Below are 21,976 nucleotides of genomic sequence, written 5' to 3'. Positions count from 1 at the left end.
TCCCTATTTACTTTTCCTTCACAATTGCCTTCTTAATCTCTCTTTCTGGAATCTTTCCTGCCTTCCTTCCTAGCACGTTATTGTACAAATCAGACATATACATTTCTTCCAAAAATTCTTTATTTTCTTTTCCCTTAGAGTTCTTAGTTATTAGTTCTATATCTAAGTTCTTCTTTACGCTAGATAGTAGGGCTTGTCCTTTTTTATCAAAGCCTAAGACTTTAATAAAGCTTAATTCTTCCTTTACATCTGTCTTTTTTATTCCTAAAATTATGCAAAAAAGACAGCGGGAGATGCGAGAGTAAGTATAGGTCTTTGATTTAAGAGCATCTATAAAGTCGCAAATTTTAAAAGAAAAAGTACTATTATCTTCCTTTTTACTCTCTCCCCAACTTATAAATTTCGTATAGATTGAAGCTGCTAAAAATTCTGATAGGTCGTTGAATTCTACTAAAGCTTTTATAGCCTCGTCTTTGTTATATTTGCAAAGGTCTAAGAGCTTAAAATAAAGAAGGTCACTAAAGTCATTAATAAAGATTAGTTCGTTCTTATTAAAGCTATCCTCTAAGATATTGTAAGTAAATTCGTTTGTGTGACCTTTAATTATTTCTATGTCTTTTTTATACAAAGAATTTCTAATAGCTGTGGCGCTTGTAAGATTTTCTTTTATTTCTTCATCATTGAAGTCTTGGCCAAGGCGCTTAATGCCTTCAAAGCTTATGTTAGCCTTGTGTTTTTTGTTATATTTTAAAATCTGTCTAATATATTCAATAGCGAGCACATTGTTGGACTTAGTTGTTTCCTTTGCCAAATCCTCCCCATAAATAGAAGAGAGGGCAAGCATTCTAGCCTTAGGGTAGGAGTAGCCTTCATTAATAAAGGTCTTAATGCTTTCACTAAATTCTGGACTTTCGTCGTTTAGTAGCTTAGCGATCTTTACTAGATTTTCAATATTATCAGACTCCATGCCAAAGATTATCTTATTAGCTCCCAGCTTTATGAGACTGTTGATGGAAGCAAAGGCAAAGTAGCTTGCGCTTGATAAGGAAAATTTAGTTGCTATCTGAAGGATGAGATTTACATTTTCAGATAAAGCCATACTCGTTCTTTTATATTTATCTATAATTGCCCCTTCGCCTCTTTGGACATAATCGCCACTCATGGCAACAACAATAGTGGATTCAGGGTATTTAGCCTTGATTGAATCTAGCAAATACTTGTGTCCGTTGTGGAAGGGATTAAATTCTGCAACTATTCCTATAGTCATAATTAAACCTCTTGTTAAATTTATATAAAATTACAAGATAATAATATTATTTTTTCTAAAACATGTCAAAATCGTGCTTTTAAAGAGATAATGTTAAAATATTTTCTTGTATTCAAAAAGGAAAAGTCGTATAATTTTTACTAGTGTTCGAAGTGTTTTTGAAACTGGAAATCATCGAACTAATATTAAAAAAACAAAATAATCTAAGGAGGAGTCAGTAATCATGGCATTTATTGACGAAATTAAAGCAAAGGCTAAAGCTGATAAGAAGACTATCGTTTTACCTGAATCTATGGATAAGAGAACATTTGCTGCTGCAGAGCAGATTTTAAAGGAAGGTATCGCTAACTTAATCATTATCGGTACTAAGGAAGAAATCGCTGCTAACAGTGAAGGATATGATATTACAGGTGCAACTATCGTTGATCCTTTCAACGATCCTAACAAGCAGAAGTACATCGACAAGTTTGTTGAATTAAGAGCTAAGAAGGGTGTTACTCCAGAACAGGCTAAAGAAATGATGGAAAAGGATTACATGTACTATGCATGCCTTATGTGTAAGTGCGGCGATGCTGATGGTGCTGTTTCAGGTGCTTGCCACTCAACAGGTAACACAATCAGACCAGCTCTTCAGTTATTAAAGACTAAGCCAGGTATCTCTTCAGTTTCTGGTTTCTTCCTTATGGAAGTTCCTAACTGCGAACTTGGTGAAAATGGTTTATTCGTATTCGCTGACTGTGCTGTTAACCCAGATGTTGATTCTGAGAAGTTAGCTGAAATTGCTAAGTTATCTGCTGAATCATTTGAAACATTTGTTGGTAAGGAATCAAAGGTTGCTATGCTTTCATTCTCTACAAAGGGTTCTGCTAAGCATGACAATGTAGATAAGGTTGCTAACGCTGTTGCAATTGCACACGAGAAGTACCCAGAACTTACACTTGATGGTGAATTACAGTTAGATGCTGCATTAGTTCCAGAAGTTGGTGAATTAAAGGCTCCAGGTTCTAAGGTTGCTGGTCATGCTAACACATTAGTATTCCCTTCACTTGAAGCTGGTAACATCGGTTATAAGTTAGTTCAGAGACTTGCTAAAGCTGGTGCTTACGGTCCTATCTTACAGGGTCTTTCACTTCCAGTTAACGATCTTTCAAGAGGTTGTTATGCAGAAGATATCGTTGGTACAGTTGCTTTAACAGCTGTTCAGGCTCAGAACGCTGCCAACTAATCTAGATTTAGTCTTATTTTAATTAACTAGATTTTTAAGATATTACTTAATAAAAACTGATCACCGGGAGTTTTACATTGCCTCCGGTGATTAGTTAAGTTATAAATAATTTTTTAAACAAGGAGATTATCAATGAATATTTTAGTTTTAAACTGTGGTAGTTCATCACTTAAGTATCAGTTAATCAACATGGACGACGAAAGCGTTATCGCTAAGGGTCTTGTTGAAAGAATTGGTATCGAAGGTTCAATCCTTACACATAAGCCAACAGGTAAGGATAAGTATGTAGTAGAAACACCTATGAAGGATCATAACATCGCTGTTAAGTTAGTTCTTGACGCTTTAGTAGATCCAGAACACGGTGTAATTAAGTCAACAGACGAAATCGGCGCTGTAGGTCATAGAGTACTTCACGCTGGTGAAGCTTACAAGGAGTCTTGCCTTGTAACTGAAGATGTTAAGAGAGTTATTAAGGAGTGCTTCGATTTAGGACCTCTTCATAACCCAGCTAACTTAATCGGTATCGAAGCTGTTGAAGCTGCTATGCCTGGTAAGAAGAATATCGCAGTTTGGGATACAGCATTTGGTGGAACAATGGAGCCAAAGGCTTACCTTTACGCTATTCCAAGAGAATACTATGAGAAGTATCATGTAAGAAGATACGGTTTCCACGGAACATCTCATATGTTCGTTTCTGGTGAAACAATTAAGTTTGCAGGCCTCAATAAGGACAACGCTAAGGTTATCGTTTGCCACTTAGGTAACGGTGCTTCAATCTCTGCATCAATCGGTGGTAAGTGTGTTGATACTTCAATGGGTCTTACTCCACTTGAAGGTTTAATCATGGGTACACGTTCTGGTGATCTTGATCCAGCTATCCTTGAATACCTTTGCAACCATGAGAATATGACAATCTCTGAGATGTTAAACGTTCTTAATAAGAAGTCTGGTATCTTAGGTATGTCAGGTATCTCTTCAGATTTCCGTGACTTAATCGCAGAAGTTGATAAGGGTAACCAGATTGCTAAGGATACATTAGATGCTTATGCTTACAGAGTTGCTAAGTACATCGGTTCTTATGTAGCAGCTATGAACGGTGTAGATGCTATCGCATTTACAGCTGGTGTTGGTGAGAACAACGCTAGAATCCGTAAGATGATCTTAAGCTACTTCAACTACTTAGGTATTGAAGTTGATGATGCAGCTAACGAAGCAGCAGTTGGCGAAACAAAGATGATTTCTACAGCAGATTCTAAGGTTAAGGTAGTAGTATTACCTACTAACGAAGAATTAGCAATCGCTAGAGATACATTAGCATTAGTTAAGTAATTGTCTTATAACTATTAAATTTTAAGCTGTAAAGTAATTTTACTTTACATTTTAGAAAATGTTGTTGACAAAAACAAAACATGTGCGTATAATTGACAAAGTGTGAAAAGGCAAGTTATTTCCCTTCACGCCTAGTATATAGGATCGGGTCGTAACTAAGTATTAAAGGTTTCGATAGGAGATTATGTATGCTAATTGATTTAAGAGAACTTTTATCCGGTTCATCTCAAGATTTAACTAAGAATGTTTCCCTTGAAGCGGATACATTTAATAATGGTCTATTTGACTATCCAATAGTTAAGAAGGCACCATTTGATGTTACTATTAACAAGATAGGAACTAACAAGATTTCTATTAAGGCAGTAACAGATGTAACTTTATCAATTCCTTGTGACAGATGTTTAACAGCTGTTGATACTAAGGTAGATTTAGTTATTGATGAGATAGTTGATTTTGCTGATGACGCTTCGGAAGAAGAGACTCAGATAGAAAAAGACTACATTGATGGATACAACCTCGACGCGGATAAGTTATTATTTAGCGAATTGCTTGTTTCCATGCCAGGCAAGACTTTATGTAAGGAAGACTGCAAGGGCTTATGCTTAAAATGTGGTACTAATCTTAATATTAAGGAATGCGGGTGTGACCGCGAAGTTCTGGATCCAAGAATGTCTGTTTTCAAAGATATTTTAAATGAGTTTAAGGAGGTGTAATAGTATGTCAATTTGTCCAAAGAATAAATCATCTAAGGCTAGAAGAGATAAGAGAAGAGCTAATTGGAAGATGAGCGCTCCTAATCTTGTTAAGTGTTCAAAGTGTGGTGCTTTAATGCTCCCTCATAGAGTTTGCAAGGCTTGTGGTTCTTACAACAAGAAGCAGATTATCGAAGTTGAAGCTTAATTCTAGAGCTTAATTTTTATAAAGAGTCCTTTTATAGGGCTCTTTTTTTATTTGTTAAAAAACTCTAAAAGACTTGAAAAATGCGCGTTTTCGTGGTACTTTTAATAAAGTTTAAAAAATTAATTCGGAGGAGAATATGATTAAAGTCGCTTTAGATGCTATGGGTGGAGATAATGCTCCAAAGGAAACAGTAAAGGGAGCTATAGAAGCAATTAATGCCGATAGCGACACATTTGTATATCTAGTTGGACTAGAGGATGTTATTAATAAGGAGCTTGCAAATTATAAATATAACAAGGATCAGCTTGAAGTAGTAGCTGCTAGTGAAGTTATTGAAACAGGTGAACCACCTGTTATGGCCGTTAGAAGAAAGAAGGATTCTTCTTTAGTTAAGGCCTTATATATGGTTAAGGAAAAGAAGGCTGACGCTTTTGTTTCAGCTGGTAGTTCAGGTGCTATTCTTGTTGGTGGACAGACTATTGTTGGTAGATTAAAGGGTGTTCAAAGACCTCCTATGTCACCACTTGTACCAACTATGAATGGTGTTTTCTTACTTGCAGATGCAGGTGCTAACGTAGATTCTAGACCGGATTTCCTTGTTCAGTGGGCTAAGATGGGCTCTATTTACATGGAGAATGTAGTAGGTGTTAAGAATCCTAGAGTAGCTATTGTTAACGTAGGTTTAGAGGAAGAGAAAGGTAACCAGTTAGTTAAGGAAACATTCCCACTTCTTAAGGCTTGCGATGACATTAACTTTATTGGAAGTATTGAAGCTAGAGAAATTCCTAATGGTGGAGCAGATGTAGTAGTCTGTGATGCCTTTGTAGGTAATGTAATCTTAAAGCTCTATGAAGGTCTTGGCGGTGGCTTAATTAAGAAGATTAAGGGAGTTTTAATGTCTAGTCTTAAGACTAAGATTGGTGCACTCTTAATTAAGAATAAGCTTAAGGAAGAGTTAAAAACTATGGATGCTAGCCAGTACGGAGGAGCACCTTTAGTAGGCTTAAATGGTCTAGTTGTTAAGACTCACGGAAACGCTAAATCTACTGAAATTAGGAACTCAATTCTTCAGTGTGTTAAGTTTACAAAAATGAATATTAATGATAAGATTGTAAAGTCATTAGAGAATATGCCAACAGCTAATGACTAAGCATTTTGGCAAAGCTTTATAGCATATATGATGCTAATAGAGGGATTTTTATTTTGAAAGGATGTTAATACTATGGAATTCGAGAAGTTACAGAAAATTATTGCTGATGTACTTAATGTAGATGTTGACAAGATTAATCTTGATACAACATTTATCGATGATTTAGGCGCTGATTCATTAGATGTTTTCCAGATCATTATGGGAATTGAAGAAGAATTTGATATTGAAATCCCTGAAGACGCAGCAGAACAGATTTCAACTGTTGCAGATGCAGTAGAAGCAATTAAGAACGCAACTAAATAATAACTTTATATGATTTAATATAGGACTACTTATTTGTTTAAGTAAGTAGTCTTATTTATTTGTAAAAATATAAAAAGGAAGATGAATTTATGAATACTAATCTAAATGAATTAATGGATATTATTGGCTATAAGTTCAAGGATATCTCATTACTAGAGAATGCACTTACTCATAGTTCATATGCCAATGAAAAGAAACAGCTTAAGATTAAGGATAATGAAAGACTTGAATTTTTAGGCGATGCTGTTTTGGAACTATCAAGCAGTGACTACATTTTCAAAAAATTCACAATGAATGAAGGTAAGATGACTAGACTTCGTGCTAGTATTGTTTGTGAGCCAACTCTTGCACTTTGCGCTAGAGAATTTGGTTTTGAGGAATTTATTAAGCTTGGTAAGGGTGAAGAACTTACAGGCGGTAGAAGAAGAGACTCTATTGTTTCAGACGCACTTGAGGCTTTAATTGGTGCTATTTATCTTGATAGTGATTTTGCTAATGCAAAAGAGTTTGTCCTTAAATTTATTTTAAATGACCTAGACAATAAACAACTCTTTTTTGATAGCAAGACCATTCTACAGGAAGTTGTTCAAGGAATGGGTAAAGAGGTTAGCTATTCTCTAATTAGAGAAGAAGGACCAGAGCATAATAAGACTTTTGTTGTGGAAGTTAAAGTAGAGGGCTTAATTGAGATTGAAGGAAGCGGACACAATAAGAAGAATGCTCAGGCTAACGCCGCCTATAAAGCTTTAGTAGAGCTTAAAAATAAAGGGATAGAAATTAAAGATGTATTAAAGTAACTAAAGGGAGATTTTATGTATTTAAAGAGTATTGAGGTACAAGGATTTAAGTCCTTTGCCAATAAAATCGTTTTTGATTTTGATAACGGTATTACTGGTATTGTAGGACCTAATGGTTCTGGTAAAAGTAATGTTGCTGATGCTGTAAGATGGGTTTTAGGTGAACAGTCAGCTAAGCAGCTTCGTGGTTCTAAGATGGAGGATGTTATCTTTGCTGGAACACAAAACAGAAAGCCTGTAGGCTTTGCGTATGTATCAATTACGCTTGATAATTCAGATCATGCACTAGCAGTTGATTATGATGAAGTAACTGTAAGCAGACGAGTTTATAGATCTGGCGAGAGCGAATATCTAATTAATGGTAATGCGTGTAGATTAAAGGATGTTACTGAACTTTTTTATGATACAGGTATTGGTAAAGAAGGCTACTCAATTATCGGACAGGGTCAGATTGATAAGATTCTTTCTGGTAAGCCTGAGGAGAGAAGAGAACTATTTGATGAAGCAGCAGGTATTGTAAAGTTTAAGAGAAGAAAAGCTGCCGCAATTAAGAAGCTTGAAAGTGAGAGAGCTAATTTAGTCAGAGTTAATGATATTTTATCAGAGCTTGAAAAGCAGGTAGGTCCTTTAAAGGTGCAGTCTGATAAGGCTAAGGAATACCTTAATTTAAAGACTGATTTAAAGAATTACGATGTCAATGCCTTCCTCTTAGAGACAGACAGAATCCGTAATGATTTAGCTGCCTTAGATGAGAAGATTTCCATTGCTGATGGTGACCTTTCAAAGGCCAATGGCGAATACGAAACAATTAAGTCGGAGTATGAGCAGGCTGAAAGCCAGTTAGAGGCAATTAATGCTCAGATTGAAGAAACTAATAATACTAAGTCTGAGACAGAGCTTGAAAAGCAAAAGCTTGAGGGCACAATTAATGTCTATAGCGAGCAGATTAAGACTTTCAACAACAATAACGAACTTCACTCAGAAAGACTTACAAAGATCACTGAGGAGATTGCATCAAAAAACGAAGAAATAGCTAAAGCTGAAGCTGATTATCAGGCTATTAAAAATGATATGACAGGCCACAATGATAGACTAGAAGAGATCAACAAGCAAAGCGAGGAAATTAAGGAAAAGATTTCTTCTGTAGAGACTAAGATTGATGAGAAGAATCAGTCTATTATGGATGCCCTAAATGAGAAGTCATCTATTAATGCTGAGAATCAGAAGTATGTTACTATGCTTGAGAACTTAAGCATTAAAAAGGCAGAGCTTTCAAGTAAGGTAATTAAAGATAAGTCTGATGAAGCTAGCCAGAAAAAGCTTATTGATTCTTATTCTAACGAGCTTTTATCTGTAGATGAAGAATATAATGAATTAAACGATAAATTAATTAAGAATAATGAAGAAATTACTAATATTAAAAATGCTAACACAGATTTAAATCTTCAAATTGAAAAATTAACTAGTAAATATCATAGAGAGAAATCAAGACTAGAATCCTTAATTAATATTACTGAGCGTTATGATGGTTACGGTAACTCAATTCGTGAAATCATGAAGCTTAAGGATAAGAAACCAGGTATTCTTGGTGTTATTGCAGATATTATTAAGGTTGAGCGTTCTTATGAAGTAGCAATTGAAACAGCCCTTGGCGGAACTATTCAGAATATCGTTACAGACAAGGAAGAAACTGCTAAAGACTTGATTGCTCACTTAAAAGAAAACCGTTTGGGTAGAGCTACATTTTTACCATTAAACGCTATTAAGGCAAGAGAAACCCTTGAAAAGGATAATTGCATTAAGGAAGAGGGCGTTATTGGCGTAGCTTCTAACTTAGTTAGAGTTTCCTTTGAATATGAGAATCTTGCTAAGTATTTACTTGGTAGAATCTTAGTTGTAGATAATATTAACAATGCTCTTGCCATTGCAAGAAAGTATAGATATTCCCTTAGAATCGTAACTCTTGAAGGTGAACAGCTAAATCCAGGTGGTTCAATGACTGGTGGTGCTTTCAAGAATTCAAGCAACTTGCTTGGACGTAGAAGAGAAATCGAAGAGTTAAAGCAAAGCGTTAATGAGACTTCTAAGGCTGGCGTTGAGCTTAAGAATCAGGTTAGCGATAACAGATCTAAGATTGCTGAAATTAGAACTGATAATGAAAGCTTAACAAAGGATTTAAGAGATGTTACTTTAAGAAAGAACACAATTCAGGTTAACTTAAATCAGGAGAAGGCTAAGTTAAAGTCAATCCTTGAATTAGTTGCAAAGGATAGCATGGAAATTAAGATGGCGGATGAAGAAATCCAGAAGATTAATGAAAGCAAGTCCCTTGTTTCTAACAACTTAGATGAACTTGATAATCAGAATGAGAAGTCTAAGGAAGAGATTGAGAGCTTAAATAAGTTCCTTGATGAGTTAAAGGAAGAAGAAGTTAAGATTTCTGTTAAGCTTGAAAATGTAAAGCTACAGCATAGCAGCTACAGCCAGAAGATAAGCTATATCGAAGAGACTATCCTTCGTCTTAACGAAGAAGTTAAAAAGCTTATTGTGGAAGAGGCAGAAATCAAGAATAAGATTAAGCAGACTGAAACTGAAATTATTAATAAGAATAAGGACATTTCAGATGTTAAGAAGTCTATGAATCTTGCTGACTTTAGAATTAAGGAATCTAACGAAAAGATTGAGAAGTTAAGACTTGAGCGTGACGAGATTTCAAAGACTCACAAGTCATCCTTTGATAAGAGAGATGAGATTAATAATCGAATCGTCTTACTTGAAAAGGAAAGCATGCGTCTTCATAACCAGCATGAAAAACTCGATGAATCTAATGATACATTAGTAGATTACATGTGGAATGAATATGAGTTGACTTATAGTTATGCTCTTGAACTAAGAAACGAAGAACTTACTGATCTATCTAATATTAGAAAGCAGATTAACATTTTAAAATCCGCAATTAAAAAACTCGGTGATGTAAATGTTAATGCCATTGAAGAATATAAGGGCGTTTCAGAACGTTACGAATTCTTAAAGGGCCAGCATGATGATATGATTGAAGCTGAAAATGCACTTATGCAGGTTATTGATGAACTTGATAGCGGCATGAGAACTCAGTTTACAGCTAAGTTTGAAGAAATTAAGAAGGAATTCGACCAGGTATTTAAGGAATTATTTGGCGGTGGAAAGGGTACAATCGAACTTGTAGAAGGTGAGGATATCCTTGAAGCAGGCATTACAATTATTTCTCAGCCACCTGGAAAGAAATTACAGAATATGATGCAGTTATCCGGTGGTGAAAAGGCTCTTACAGCCATTGCGCTTTTATTTGCAATTCAGAACCTAAAGCCATCTCCATTCTGTCTACTTGATGAAATTGAGGCCGCTCTTGATGACTCAAATGTAGGAAGATACGCAAACTACCTACATAAGTTAACAAAACATACTCAGTTTATTGTCATTACACATAGACGTGGTACTATGGCAGCTGCAGATAGACTCTTTGGTATTACTATGCAGGAGAAGGGTGTTTCAACTCTTGTTTCTGTTGACTTAATTGATAAAGAACTAGATAAAGATAAGCAGGTAAAAACTGCCTAGAAATTTTAGTTAAGCCTATATTTTTACTAGTATGGAAGCACTTGCATTAAATGCGACTTCTATGAAGTCGCTACATTTGATTAGTTTACTTGTAAGAATGTGGGCTTAATTTTTTTATAAGGAAGGATTTAATATGGGATTTTTTGAAAAATTAAAAGCAGGTCTTAATAAGACAAGAGACAATATTGTTTCAAGCATTGATTACGTTTTCAATGGCTTTACAAATATTGACGACGAATTCTATGAAGAGCTTGAAGAGACTCTTATTATGGGCGACTTAGGCGTTAGAACAACTGATGAAATCATTGAAAACCTCAAAGAAAAGGTTAAGGAAAATACTATTAAGCAGCCAGCTGAATGTAAGGAATTACTTATTCAATTAATTAAGGAGCAAATGGATCTAGGCCCTAATGCCTACGATTTTGAAAATCAGAAATCCATTGTTTTATTAATTGGTGTTAATGGCGTTGGTAAAACGACTTCAGTGGGTAAGCTTGCTGGCTTACTAAAGAATCAGAATAAGAAGGTTATTATGGCTGCTGCCGATACCTTTAGAGCTGCTGCCATTGAACAGCTTACAGAATGGTCTCATAGAAACGGCTGTGAGATTATTGCTCAAAGCGAAGGTTCAGACCCAGCTGCAGTTATCTTTGATTCAATTCAGGCTGCAAAGGCAAGAAAGGCTGATGTTTTACTTTGCGATACAGCAGGACGTCTTCAGAATAAGAAAAACTTAATGGAAGAGCTTCGTAAAATCGATAAGGTTATTACAAGAGAATATCCAGAAGCTTATAGAGAGAATTTAATCGTACTTGATGCTACAACAGGACAGAATGCCCTTTCTCAGCTTAGAGAATTTAAGGATGTAACTGACATTACAGGTATTATTTTAACTAAGATGGATGGTACAGCTAAGGGTGGAATAGCAGTGGCTATTCAGTCTGAATTTGGCATTCCAGTTAAATATGTGGGAGTTGGCGAGCAGATTGAGGATTTACAGAAATTTAACTCAGAGGATTTTGTAAATGCCCTCTTTGACTTGCAATAAAAGCTTTACAGGTCTATAATTATGAACAACTTGTCATACAACAATTATGGCTTGTTGGACAAGAATACTTATGGGATTCAAGGAGAAGCTAGGAAAATGGAAGAATTAACATTGAAGAAATTCGAAGAAGCAGCTGAAAAAGTTAAAGAAGCTACTCTTCCAACAAATTTAGTATATAGCGAGTTCTTTAGTGCACAGTCAGGCAACAAGGTTTACTTAAAGCCTGAGAATATGCAGTATACAGGCGCATACAAGGTTAGAGGTGCTTATTATAAGATTAGCACAATGTCAGAGGAAGCTAGAAAAAGAGGATTAATTACAGCTTCAGCTGGTAACCATGCCCAGGGCGTTGCATTTGCAGCAAAGAAATATAACGTAAAGGCAACAGTAGTTATGCCTACTACAACACCTTTAATTAAGGTTAACAGAACTAAGGGCTATGGCGCCGAAGTTATCCTTTATGGAAATGTTTACGATGAGGCATGTGAATACGCAATTAAGTTAGCTAAGGAGCAGGGATTAACTTTTGTTCATCCATTTGATGACCTTGAAGTGGCTACAGGTCAGGGCTCAATAGCTATGGAAATCATTAAGGAATTACCTACAGTTGATTATATTTTAGTACCAGTAGGTGGTGGCGGACTTGCAACTGGTGTATCTACACTTGCAAAGCTACTTAATCCTAACATCAAGGTAATTGGTGTTGAACCTGCAGGAGCTAACTGTTTACAGGCATCCCTAAAGGCTGGGGCTGTAACAACACTACCAACTGTTAACACAATTGCAGATGGTACAGCAGTTAAGACTCCAGGTAGTAAGTTATTCCCATATTTACAGAAGAACTTAGACGACATTATTACAGTACCAGATGAAGACTTAATCGTATCCTTCCTTGATATGGTTGAAAACCATAAGATGGTAGTTGAGAATTCTGGTTTACTTACAGTAGCTGCCCTTAAGCAGCTTAATGTAAAGGATAAGAAGGTGGTTTCTATCCTTTCAGGTGGTAACATGGATGTAATTACAATGTCTTCAGTAGTTCAGCAGGGTCTTGTTCAGAGAAGCAGAATCTTTACAGTATCTGTTCTTTTACCAGATAAGCCAGGTGAACTTGTAAGAGTTGCAACTATTATTGCAGAGGCTAATGGTAATGTAATTAAGCTTGAGCACAACCAGTTTGTATCAATTAACAGACAGACAACAGTTGAGCTTAGAATTACAATTGAAGCTTATGGACATGAGCATAAGGATGAGATCGTAGAAAAGCTTGAAGAAGCAGGACTTAGACCAAGAATCGTTAAGGTAAATATCTAGTCAGACTATAAAGAAGCTAGATAATCTAATAAAGTCAAGACTACAGCTGTTATGAGTAAGTGAAACTAAGCTTTACGCCCTTGTTTCATTTCTCATAGCAGCTTTTTTAATTTCTTTTTAAAGTTTCTTTTTAAAATTTCTTTTTATCTCTTTTTAATTTCTTTATTTCAGTTCACAAAAACACCACACAAAGAACACATTTACAACATTTTAAATCTTTATATTAATTATAAAATAAGATATCAGAGGGCGGAAAGATTTACGATTCCCCAGTGATAGGTTTAATTAAAGGAGGATTACTTATGATTAATTTAAGAAAGGTAGGTACCATAGGATTAGCAAGTGCATTAATTGCCATGAGCCTATATGGCTGCACAACTAACGAGGCTACAACGACAACAACAACAAGTTCATCTAGTTCTACAAGCTCATCAAGCTCCACAACTGCAACAGTTGACGTAGATTTAGACGAGTTGATCTCAAATCTTGAAAATGGAGTGTCTCTTGAACTAGATGAAAATGATACAGATACATCTTACGATAGTGATGACACAACAATTACACTTAATGGTTCTTCAATTTCAGTAAATGGTGATGGTGCAAGTGCTTCTGGTTCTACTGTAACTATCACCGAAAAAGGAACTTATGTTATTTCCGGTAGCTTAAGCGATGGACAGATTGTAGTTGACCTTGCAGATGACACTGATGAGGTGCATTTGATTTTTAATGGAGTGGATATTTCTAATTCAAGCACAGCACCAGTTTTAATTCTTAGTGCAGACAAGGTAACAATTACTCTTGCAGATGGTACAACTAATACAGTAACTGATTCTTCTAGAACAACAGATACTGAAGAATATAGCGCAGCAATTTATTCTAAGGAAGATTTAAGCATTAACGGCAATGGTAGTTTAGTTGTAAATGCAGGCTATAACGATGCAATTACAAGTAAGGATGACTTAATTATCGTTAGCGGTACATTTTCAATAACAGCAACAGACGAAGGTTTAATAGGCAAAGACTTAGTGGGTATTGCAGGCGGCACAATTAATATTACATCCTCTGGTGATGGTATTAAGGCTTCTAATGACACAGATGCTACAAAGGGTTACATAATAATTGAGGATGGCGACATTACAATTCAGTCTGAAAATGACGGTATCCAGGCTGAAAACTATGTAGTTATTAATGGCGGTAACATTGATATTACAACAGGTAATGGAGCAGCAAGCTCATCTGTTTCTCATAGCTCGACTGACTTTGGCTTTAGAGCAAGCTCTTCAACTTCAACAACTTCATCAACAGCAACAGACTCTATGAAGGGTATTAAGGCAACAAATGTCCTTATTGTATTTGATGGTAGTATTAATATTGACTCTGAAGATGATGGCGTTCACACAGATGGTGCTGTAATCATTAAAGGCGGCGATTTAGAAATTGCAACCGGTGATGATGGTATTCATGCTGATACACTAGTTCAGATTGACGGCGGAAGCGTAAATATTACTGATTCCTATGAAGGTTTAGAGGGAACTCAGATTATTATAAACGACGGTGATGTAAGTATTGTATCTGAGGATGATGGTATGAATGCCTCAGATGGTTCAACTCAGACAACAGGTGTTGGTAACACAACAGGCAGCACAAGTTCAAACGTTAAGTTAGTAATTAACGGTGGTAATATTTTTGTAAATGCAGGCGGTGACGGTCTTGATTCAAATGGTACAATGACTATTGCCGGTGGTACTACAATAGTTGAAGGTCCTACAGATAGCGGAAATACTGCAATTGACTTTGACTCTAACCTAACAATTACAGGTGGTACATTAATGGCCTTTGGTTCTAGCGGTATGGTAGAGACACCAAGTTCAGCATCAAACGGCGTTTGCCTCCTTCTCTACGGATCAGGTTCAGCTAACCAGACCTTTACATTAACTGATTCAAGTGGCAATACAATCCTTACACATACACCTTCAAAGTCATATCAGGTTTGTATTTGTTACTCCGCTGACATCACAACTGGCAGCTCATACACATACACAATTGGTTCTTCTTCAACAACAGTAACACCAACAAGTTCTGTTTACTCAAATGGTTCTTCAAGCTCAGGTATGGGCGGTATGGGAAACATGGGTGGTAACACACAGTCTGGTACTGGAAGAAATGCCTTTAAATAAAATTTAAATAAAATTTAAATATCTTTTAAAATATAAGAAAATAGGCTATAATTAAAGGGATGACTTTTTGGTCGTCCCTTTTTTCGTACATTAAAGCCTAGATTAGGGCTATAAATTTAAATATTAGGGGGATAATATGAAAAATAAGGAACCAATTGACGTTAGAAAGTATCTAGGACTTACTCTAGCATTTTCACTCGCAATAATTCTTGCTATGCTTGTGTATTTCCTAATTGATAGGGCAGGACATGTAAGTAATTACCTTAATGGAATTATAAAAACCTTGATGCCATTCTTAATTGGCGCAGGTATTGCCTATGTGATTTGTCCAATGGTTAACGGCCTTAATCTAATTTACCTTAAGCTTTTTAAAAAGGTTAAAGCGGAGAAGAGAGTTGCCCTTGCCAATTCTTTTAGTATCTACACAGGTATTATAATTGCAATTCTTGTTATTATCTTTGTGGTGGTTATGATCATTCCAAATTTAATTAACAGTATTATTAGAATCGTGCAGTTAGCTCCAGGCGCAATTGATAAGCTCTACAAACTAGCCACAGATTATATGGAATCTAATCCATTTATGAGAGAGCATTCTGAAAATATAATCAATGCTAGCTACGATTACGCCATGAATTATATTAACAACAACCTTATTGCCAATTCAAACGAGATTCTTTCTAATCTAACAATTGGGGTTATGGGAGTATTTACTCTTTTATTTAATATGTTAATTGGCTTTATTGTAGCAATTTACCTTCTCTTTATGAGAAAGAAGCTAGCAAAGCAAGGAAAGATGATAGTTTATAGCATTTTCAAGGAAAAGGAAGCCGAATCTATTATGGATGAATTTGAATATATCGATAAGGTTTTCTCAGGCTTTATTACAGGTAAGTTACTAGACGCCATTGTTATTGCTATAATCTGTTATTTCATGCTTTTGTTCTATAAGCTCTTAAATCCAAATGTTGAGACTATGAATGAAGTCATGATAGCTGTAATTGTAGGTATCTTTAATGTTATTCCATTCTTTGGCTGGTACGTGGCTTGGGCAATTGGCATAATTCTTTGCTTAATTGTAAATCCAGGACAGGCACTATATTTCCTTATATTTAACTTTATCCTACAGCAGGTAGATGGAAATATTATAGGTCCTAGAATCCTTGGAAATAGCACTGGTATCTCAGGCTTTTGGGTATTATTTGCAATTCTCTTGTTTGGTCACATCTGGGGCTTCTTTGGAATGTTAATAGGTGTGCCTATATTTGCAGTAATCTACCACTTCATAAAGAAGGCTATCTTTAAGGGCTTATTAAGGAATGGCCAATTTAAGATGGCAGTGGATTATGAAAATGAATATCCAACCAAGGAGACAGAAAAGTTTAGCGAGAAGATGAAGGCCGCTTATGAAAGAATCAAGGAAGAGCAGGCAAAGCAAAAGGAAGAGAAAGCTGCTGAAAAAGAAGAGCACAATAAGCTAAAGGAAGAAATTAAAGAAAATAAAAAGCTAAAAAATTAGTCTGTCAAGTTTTTTTACTTGACATTAAAAATGCTATATGATATTCTATTCAAGGTTTAATTGAAACAAGCTAAATTTACATAAAGGTAAGGAATTATGGAGAAGATTGTTGAGCAGGCTCTTCTATATGACTTTTATGGAGAGTTACTAAATGAACATCAAAGAAAAGTCTATGAAGATGCAATATTTAACGATTTATCATTTAGTGAAATTGCTGATGAATATGGAATCTCTAGACAGGGAGTTTTTGATTTAATTAAGCGTGTCAATAAGACATTGGCCAATTATGAATCTAAGCTTCACCTTATTGAGAAGTTTCAAGAAACTAAGACAAAGGTTGCAAGAATAGATTCTTTAGCTGATTCTTATCTAGAAAATAATGATGAGAATTTAATACTAGATATCAAGAAGATATCTAAAGAAATACTAGATGAATTTTAGAGGTGTTACATGGCATTTGATAGTCTTTCAGATAAACTACAGAATGTATTTAAGAACCTTCGAAGTAAGGGACGATTAACAGAAAGTGATGTTAAGGCAGCCCTTAAAGAAGTTAAGATGGCTTTACTTGAAGCTGATGTAAACTTCAAGGTTGTAAAAAACTTTGTTAAGTCAGTAGAGGAGAGAGCAGTAGGTCAGGACGTTTTAACAAGTTTAACTCCTGGACAGATGGTCATTAAGATAGTTAACGAAGAAATGGTTAACTTAATGGGATCTGAAACTACTGAGATAAAGCTAAAGTCCGGTAATGAAATTACCGTAATTATGATGGTCGGTCTTCAGGGTGCTGGTAAAACAACTACAACAGCTAAGTTAGCTGGAAAGTTTAAAGCTAAGGGTAAGAAACCTTTACTAGTTGCCTGTGATGTTTATAGACCTGCAGCTGTTGAGCAGTTACAGATAAATGGTAAGAAGCAAGAGGTTGAAGTTTTCTCAATGGGAACTAATAACAGCCCAATTGATATTGCCAAAGCTGCTATTAATCATGCTAAGGATAATAACTTTAATGTTGTTATTTTAGATACAGCCGGTAGACTTCATGTTGATGAAGACATGATGAACGAGCTTATTGAAATTAAGAAGAACGTAGAAGTTGATCAGACAATCTTAGTTGTGGATTCCATGACAGGTCAGGATGCAGTTAATGTTTCTGCTTCCTTTGATGAGAAGATTGGCATTGACGGAGTTATCTTAACAAAGCTTGACGGTGATACAAGAGGTGGTGCTGCACTTTCAATTAAGGCAGTAACTGGTAAGCCAATTCTCTATGTTGGTATGGGTGAGAAGTTATCTGACCTTGAACAGTTTTATCCAGATAGAATGGCAAGCCGAATCCTTGGTATGGGCGATGTCCTTACTCTTATTGAGAAGGCAGAAGCTCAGATAGATGCCACTAAGGCCAAAGAGATGGAGAACAAGTTAAAGAAAGCAGAGTTTGACTTTAACGATTTCCTTGATTCCATGGATCAGATTAGTAACATGGGTGGTATCTGTTCAATACTTGGTATGTTACCGGGTATGGGACTTGGCAACAAAATGAAAGATGTTTCAATCGATGAGAATGAAGCAGAAGCTAATTTAAAAAAGACAAGAGCAATTATTCAATCTATGACAGAGAAAGAAAGATCTCATCCAGATATTCTTAATCCATCAAGAAAGAATAGAATTGCAAGAGGTGCAGGTGTTGATATTGCAGAAGTCAATCGTCTTGTTAAGCAGTTTGAGCAGATGAAGAAGATGATGAAGCAGATGCCTGGAATGATGAAAGGTGGTAAAAAGGGTCGATTCAGATTACCTTTTTAACATATATCAGCAAATAATTTAGGAGGTGAAATTTAACATGGTAAAGATTAGATTAAAGAGATTAGGTGAGAAGAAGTCTCCTTTCTATAGAGTAATCGTAGCAGATTCAAGATCTCCAAGAAACGGTAGATTCATTGATCAGATTGGTACTTATGATCCTAATTATGAACCAGCTAAGATTAACATCGATGCAGAAGCTGCTAAGAAGTGGTTAGCTAACGGTGCTCAGCCAACTGAGGTAGTTAGCAAGCTTTTCAAGGCTGCTGGTATCGAAAAGTAATTGACTAGTAGTGGAGGTGTGGTCTATGAAAGAATTAGTAGAAATTATCGCTAAAGCGCTAGTTGATAATCCCGATGAAGTTGTAGTAACTGAAACTGAGAAGGACAAGGCAATTGTAATTGATTTAAAGGTTGCTTCTTCTGATATGGGTAAAGTAATCGGTAAATCAGGTAGAATTGCAAAGTCTATTAGAGCAGTTGTTTCAGCTGCTGCACAGAAAACCGACAAAAAGGTTATAGTCGAAATTGACAACTAGTTAATGGAGAACTATTTGAGAGAGATTAAGTTTAGCTTAGTTTCTCTCTTTTTTTGTAGCTTAGTTTACTTGGCTCACTTTACATGTGCTTCAAAGTTTATTACAATATTTATGTTTTTTAAGAAACTAAAAGACATTGGGAGGAATACATTGAAAATTATACATTGTGCAGATTTGCACCTAGATTCGTCCTTAACATCTAATTTTAATGCAGGACAGACTAAGGAAAGAAAACTAGAACTGATAAATAGCTTCGAAAGATTACTTCGCTATGCCGATGAGAATCTTGTAGATGCTGTTATTATCGCTGGGGATTTATTTGATAAGCCAATCGTTAGTAAGACCACAAAGAATATTGTTCTTGATGGAATTACTAGATTAAAAGATATAGATTTTTACTACTTAAAGGGAAATCATGACGAGTTTAATTCCCTTGATCAACTAAGAAACTTACCGGAGAATTTGCATTTATTTAATAATGAATGGCAGACCTATACAGCATTTTCTTCGGATTATTATGATATAACAATTTCAGGAAAAGAGCTAACTAGCAGAGATTCTAATCTAGACTTAGAGGACCTTGAGCTTGAAGCTTCTGACTTTAACATAGTCTGCCTACATGGCCAGCTAACTGGCTACGAATCTAAAAAGGATGACATAAACATTCCTTTAAATGGCCTTGTAGGGAAGAATATCGACTATTTAGCCCTTGGCCATATTCATAAAGAAAGCGTTGGAGAAATCGATTCTAGGGGCATTTATGCCTATTCTGGAGCGCTAGAGGGCCGCGGCTTTGATGAGCTTGGGGAGAAGGGATTTATTTTACTAAATATTGATGAGGAAAATCACAGCTTTACTCACGAATTTATTCCCTTTGCTAAAAGAACCCTTGAGGAGGTTTGGGTGGACATTACAGATGCATATACAAGCCTTGATGTTATTGAGCTTGCAACAGAAGCTATTAATGAAGCCAATATCCCTGAAAGCTCTCTTATTAAGCTAGTCCTTGTGGGAGAAGTCCTTGTGGAGGCTGATATTAATGAAAATGTAATCAAGCGCCATTTTGAAAACGACTTCTTCTACGTTAAAATCGTAAACGACAGCCGATTTAAGCTAAATATTAGCGACTACGCCCATGAAGAGTCCTTGAAAGGTGAATTTGTAAGGCTTATTGCTACAGATAAGGAACTTTCAAATAAGGACAAGATGCAAATAATTAATATTGGAATTAAAGCGTTAACTAACGATTTAGGAAAGCAGGACTATGAGATTAATTAGCTGTCATATTGAGAATTTTGGTAAGCTGTCAAATTTTGATTACAATTTTAACAAAACTAAAAATATCATCCTAGAGGACAACGGCTGGGGAAAGACAACACTTGCAGCCTTTATTCGTGTCATGTTTTACGGTTTTGCAAACCCTCTAAAAAAGGATGAATATGAAAATGAAAGAAAGAGATTTAAACCTTGGAAAGGCGGAGTTTATGGCGGCAGCCTAAGCTTTAGCGTTAATAACAAGGAATATATAATTAACCGTGTCTTTTTTGATAGAGAAAAGGAAGATACATTTTCCATAAGGGACGCCCACACTTTACTTGAGACTACAGACTTTAGTAAAAACATTGGGGAGGAAATCTTTAAGATTAATCACGAATCCTTTAAAAATACCATCTTTGTGGGACAGGACGAGCTAGAAACCAAGTCTACAAGGGATATTGAGAGCTTGCTTGGCAATGTAAGCCTAGAAGAACTTGATATTAATAACTACGACGACGCCCTTGGCACCATTAACGGCCTTATTAATAGTTTAAGCCCTGATAGAAAGACTGGCAGACTCTACAAGCTATCTAGACAGCTTGATAATCTTGAATTTGAAAATCTATCTTTTGACGCTAATAAAACACGAGTTTCTAAGTTAGTTGAAAGAGCTAAGTCTTTGGAACATTTTCTAAATAAGGAAAGAAGGGCTAAGTCAGAGCTACAGGGGCTAATCTTTGAGGAACTATCAAATAAGGGCGAGGAAAAGAAAGAGGAGAAAAAGGAAGAGGCGCCAAAAGATGAGCGAGCAGAAAAGTTAAAGAAGGACATTTTTAACTTTAATAAGCTTGCCATCAATGAAAAGACTGATGTTATCGGACTTTTTATACTTTTCTTTGGCTTTTTCCTAACGGTACTAGGTGTATTTTTACAAAATAATAATAGATACCACGGATACGCTTATCCACTGACCTTTATTGGAATTATCATTGTGATTTTCTATGTGTCTAGGACCTTCTTTAAAAGGGCCGATGATACGGAAGATGAGGAGGAAAAAGAAGAGGATAAGGAAAATGCTTCTAAGAAAAGGGAAGAAGCTAAGACCTACGAACCTTTTAAATCCGCTGAGGATGCCGAGTTTAACAGCTCTTCAAGCAAGTATCAGGCTTTAATTGAGAAGATGAAGCTTAATGATAAAAAAATTGATGAGCACACAGGTGAGCTCTACCGCCTAAATCGCGAGATTGAGGAGCTTACAAAGGAGATTTTAAAGCAGGAAGAAAATATTACTAGACTAACAGAAATCAAGGAAGAGATAAGCGAGCTTAAGGAAAAGTATGAATATACTCTAAAAGCTAGAGATTATCTAAGCTTGGCTAAGGAAAATTTTGCTAAGCGCTACAATAAGCCAGTAAAAAAGAGCTTTGATAAGTTCCTTGGCTATATGCTTGATGAGACGGATGACTACATTTTAAATATAAATAATGAATTAAGAATTAAGGATGCCGGAGATTTAAGGGATGTGAGAATGCTAAGTAAGGCCTTTAGAGACGTAATTGGCCTTGCCCTTCGTCTTGCCTTTATTGAGAGCGCCTTTACTAAGGAAAAACCTTTTATTATCCTGGATGACCCTTTTGTAAATGTGGATGATAACACACTAGCTCCTTGCCTTAATACGCTAAATATCATCTCAAAGGATTATCAGATTATTTATTTTACTTGCTCAATAAGTAGGACCTAGTTTATAATACGAATAC

Annotated in this window: 19 protein-coding genes; 18 read left to right on the top strand and 1 reads right to left on the bottom strand. The window is 35.8% G+C overall.

Features of this window, described 5'->3' with window-relative positions; all coding sequences use genetic code 11:
- Positions 1-7: 7 nt before the first annotated feature.
- The gene (locus BLQ66_RS04925) at positions 8-1,267 is read right to left on the bottom strand and encodes a tRNA(Met) cytidine acetate ligase (RefSeq protein WP_074521204.1); all 1,260 of its coding nucleotides are present in this window, start codon (positions 1,265-1,267) and stop codon (positions 8-10) included.
- A gap of 223 nt (positions 1,268-1,490) precedes the next feature.
- Between BLQ66_RS04925 and pta the strand changes: the two genes are divergently transcribed.
- From pta to BLQ66_RS04835, 18 genes are all read left to right on the top strand, one after another.
- A complete protein-coding gene (pta, locus tag BLQ66_RS04920; protein WP_074521203.1) occupies positions 1,491-2,492 on the top strand; it encodes a phosphate acetyltransferase in 1,002 nt (333 codons plus the stop codon).
- A gap of 132 nt (positions 2,493-2,624) precedes the next feature.
- Positions 2,625-3,821 carry an acetate/propionate family kinase gene (locus BLQ66_RS04915; protein WP_027430712.1) on the top strand — a complete coding sequence of 399 codons (1,197 nt, stop codon included), beginning with the start codon at positions 2,625-2,627 and terminating at the stop codon, positions 3,819-3,821.
- A gap of 188 nt (positions 3,822-4,009) precedes the next feature.
- Positions 4,010-4,534 carry a YceD family protein gene (locus tag BLQ66_RS04910; protein ID WP_074521202.1) on the top strand — a complete coding sequence of 175 codons (525 nt, stop codon included), beginning with the start codon at positions 4,010-4,012 and terminating at the stop codon, positions 4,532-4,534.
- Positions 4,535-4,538: 4 nt separating this feature from the next.
- Entirely contained in the window at positions 4,539-4,721 is a 183-nt protein-coding gene (gene rpmF / locus BLQ66_RS04905; RefSeq protein ID WP_027430714.1) for a 50S ribosomal protein L32, read from the top strand.
- Positions 4,722-4,857: 136 nt separating this feature from the next.
- On the top strand, positions 4,858-5,871 hold the full coding sequence (gene plsX / locus BLQ66_RS04900; RefSeq protein ID WP_074521201.1) for a phosphate acyltransferase PlsX: 1,014 nt from the start codon (positions 4,858-4,860) through the stop codon (positions 5,869-5,871).
- 72 nt (positions 5,872-5,943) lie between these two features.
- Positions 5,944-6,174: an acyl carrier protein gene (gene acpP, locus BLQ66_RS04895; protein ID WP_027430716.1), complete on the top strand. Its 231-nt coding sequence runs from the start codon at positions 5,944-5,946 to the stop codon at positions 6,172-6,174.
- Between the two features lie 89 nt (positions 6,175-6,263).
- Positions 6,264-6,971 carry a ribonuclease III gene (gene rnc / locus BLQ66_RS04890; RefSeq protein ID WP_074521200.1) on the top strand — a complete coding sequence of 236 codons (708 nt, stop codon included), beginning with the start codon at positions 6,264-6,266 and terminating at the stop codon, positions 6,969-6,971.
- 15 nt (positions 6,972-6,986) lie between these two features.
- On the top strand, positions 6,987-10,568 hold the full coding sequence (gene smc, locus BLQ66_RS04885; RefSeq protein WP_074521199.1) for a chromosome segregation protein SMC: 3,582 nt from the start codon (positions 6,987-6,989) through the stop codon (positions 10,566-10,568).
- A gap of 133 nt (positions 10,569-10,701) precedes the next feature.
- Positions 10,702-11,616, top strand: coding sequence for a signal recognition particle-docking protein FtsY (ftsY, locus tag BLQ66_RS04880; protein ID WP_074521198.1), 915 nt, complete (start codon positions 10,702-10,704; stop codon positions 11,614-11,616).
- A gap of 96 nt (positions 11,617-11,712) precedes the next feature.
- Complete coding sequence (ilvA, locus tag BLQ66_RS04875; RefSeq protein ID WP_027430720.1) at positions 11,713-12,930, top strand: threonine ammonia-lyase; 1,218 nt, start codon at positions 11,713-11,715, stop codon at positions 12,928-12,930.
- 302 nt (positions 12,931-13,232) lie between these two features.
- Positions 13,233-15,107: a carbohydrate-binding domain-containing protein gene (locus BLQ66_RS04870; protein ID WP_074521197.1), complete on the top strand. Its 1,875-nt coding sequence runs from the start codon at positions 13,233-13,235 to the stop codon at positions 15,105-15,107.
- A 136-nt stretch (positions 15,108-15,243) separates the two neighbouring features.
- Positions 15,244-16,623 carry an AI-2E family transporter gene (locus tag BLQ66_RS04865; protein WP_074521196.1) on the top strand — a complete coding sequence of 460 codons (1,380 nt, stop codon included), beginning with the start codon at positions 15,244-15,246 and terminating at the stop codon, positions 16,621-16,623.
- Between the two features lie 96 nt (positions 16,624-16,719).
- The gene (gene ylxM, locus BLQ66_RS04860) at positions 16,720-17,064 is read left to right on the top strand and encodes a YlxM family DNA-binding protein (protein WP_027430722.1); all 345 of its coding nucleotides are present in this window, start codon (positions 16,720-16,722) and stop codon (positions 17,062-17,064) included.
- Between the two features lie 9 nt (positions 17,065-17,073).
- Positions 17,074-18,426, top strand: a complete 1,353-nt coding sequence (gene ffh, locus BLQ66_RS04855; RefSeq protein WP_074521195.1) for a signal recognition particle protein — start codon at positions 17,074-17,076, stop codon at positions 18,424-18,426.
- Between the two features lie 37 nt (positions 18,427-18,463).
- Complete coding sequence (gene rpsP, locus BLQ66_RS04850; protein ID WP_027430724.1) at positions 18,464-18,706, top strand: 30S ribosomal protein S16; 243 nt, start codon at positions 18,464-18,466, stop codon at positions 18,704-18,706.
- Between the two features lie 25 nt (positions 18,707-18,731).
- Positions 18,732-18,962, top strand: a complete 231-nt coding sequence (locus BLQ66_RS04845) for a KH domain-containing protein (RefSeq protein ID WP_027430725.1) — start codon at positions 18,732-18,734, stop codon at positions 18,960-18,962.
- A 150-nt stretch (positions 18,963-19,112) separates the two neighbouring features.
- Positions 19,113-20,240: a metallophosphoesterase family protein gene (locus BLQ66_RS04840; RefSeq protein WP_074521194.1), complete on the top strand. Its 1,128-nt coding sequence runs from the start codon at positions 19,113-19,115 to the stop codon at positions 20,238-20,240.
- On the top strand, positions 20,227-21,960 hold the full coding sequence (locus tag BLQ66_RS04835; protein WP_074521193.1) for an ATP-binding protein: 1,734 nt from the start codon (positions 20,227-20,229) through the stop codon (positions 21,958-21,960). Before BLQ66_RS04840 ends, BLQ66_RS04835 begins: the two co-directional genes overlap by 14 nt.
- Positions 21,961-21,976 lie beyond the last annotated feature (16 nt).

The organism is Lachnospira pectinoschiza (assembly GCF_900103815.1).
Taxonomy (GTDB): domain Bacteria; phylum Bacillota; class Clostridia; order Lachnospirales; family Lachnospiraceae; genus Lachnospira; species Lachnospira pectinoschiza_B.
Note: the sequence above shows the minus strand (reverse complement) of the source record. Positions and strands in the feature narration are given on the sequence as shown.

What these genes read in the sequence shown, in the direction of transcription:
- BLQ66_RS04925 (WP_074521204.1), bottom strand. Translation starts at nt 1,267, where the DNA reads ATGACTATAGGAATAGTTGCAGAATTTAATCCCTTCCACAACGGACAC.
- pta (WP_074521203.1), top strand. Translation starts at nt 1,491, where the DNA reads ATGGCATTTATTGACGAAATTAAAGCAAAGGCTAAAGCTGATAAGAAG.
- BLQ66_RS04915 (WP_027430712.1), top strand. Translation starts at nt 2,625, where the DNA reads ATGAATATTTTAGTTTTAAACTGTGGTAGTTCATCACTTAAGTATCAG.
- BLQ66_RS04910 (WP_074521202.1), top strand. Translation starts at nt 4,010, where the DNA reads ATGCTAATTGATTTAAGAGAACTTTTATCCGGTTCATCTCAAGATTTA.
- rpmF (WP_027430714.1), top strand. Translation starts at nt 4,539, where the DNA reads ATGTCAATTTGTCCAAAGAATAAATCATCTAAGGCTAGAAGAGATAAG.
- plsX (WP_074521201.1), top strand. Translation starts at nt 4,858, where the DNA reads ATGATTAAAGTCGCTTTAGATGCTATGGGTGGAGATAATGCTCCAAAG.
- acpP (WP_027430716.1), top strand. Translation starts at nt 5,944, where the DNA reads ATGGAATTCGAGAAGTTACAGAAAATTATTGCTGATGTACTTAATGTA.
- rnc (WP_074521200.1), top strand. Translation starts at nt 6,264, where the DNA reads ATGAATACTAATCTAAATGAATTAATGGATATTATTGGCTATAAGTTC.
- smc (WP_074521199.1), top strand. Translation starts at nt 6,987, where the DNA reads ATGTATTTAAAGAGTATTGAGGTACAAGGATTTAAGTCCTTTGCCAAT.
- ftsY (WP_074521198.1), top strand. Translation starts at nt 10,702, where the DNA reads ATGGGATTTTTTGAAAAATTAAAAGCAGGTCTTAATAAGACAAGAGAC.
- ilvA (WP_027430720.1), top strand. Translation starts at nt 11,713, where the DNA reads ATGGAAGAATTAACATTGAAGAAATTCGAAGAAGCAGCTGAAAAAGTT.
- BLQ66_RS04870 (WP_074521197.1), top strand. Translation starts at nt 13,233, where the DNA reads ATGATTAATTTAAGAAAGGTAGGTACCATAGGATTAGCAAGTGCATTA.
- BLQ66_RS04865 (WP_074521196.1), top strand. Translation starts at nt 15,244, where the DNA reads ATGAAAAATAAGGAACCAATTGACGTTAGAAAGTATCTAGGACTTACT.
- ylxM (WP_027430722.1), top strand. Translation starts at nt 16,720, where the DNA reads ATGGAGAAGATTGTTGAGCAGGCTCTTCTATATGACTTTTATGGAGAG.
- ffh (WP_074521195.1), top strand. Translation starts at nt 17,074, where the DNA reads ATGGCATTTGATAGTCTTTCAGATAAACTACAGAATGTATTTAAGAAC.
- rpsP (WP_027430724.1), top strand. Translation starts at nt 18,464, where the DNA reads ATGGTAAAGATTAGATTAAAGAGATTAGGTGAGAAGAAGTCTCCTTTC.
- BLQ66_RS04845 (WP_027430725.1), top strand. Translation starts at nt 18,732, where the DNA reads ATGAAAGAATTAGTAGAAATTATCGCTAAAGCGCTAGTTGATAATCCC.
- BLQ66_RS04835 (WP_074521193.1), top strand. Translation starts at nt 20,227, where the DNA reads ATGAGATTAATTAGCTGTCATATTGAGAATTTTGGTAAGCTGTCAAAT.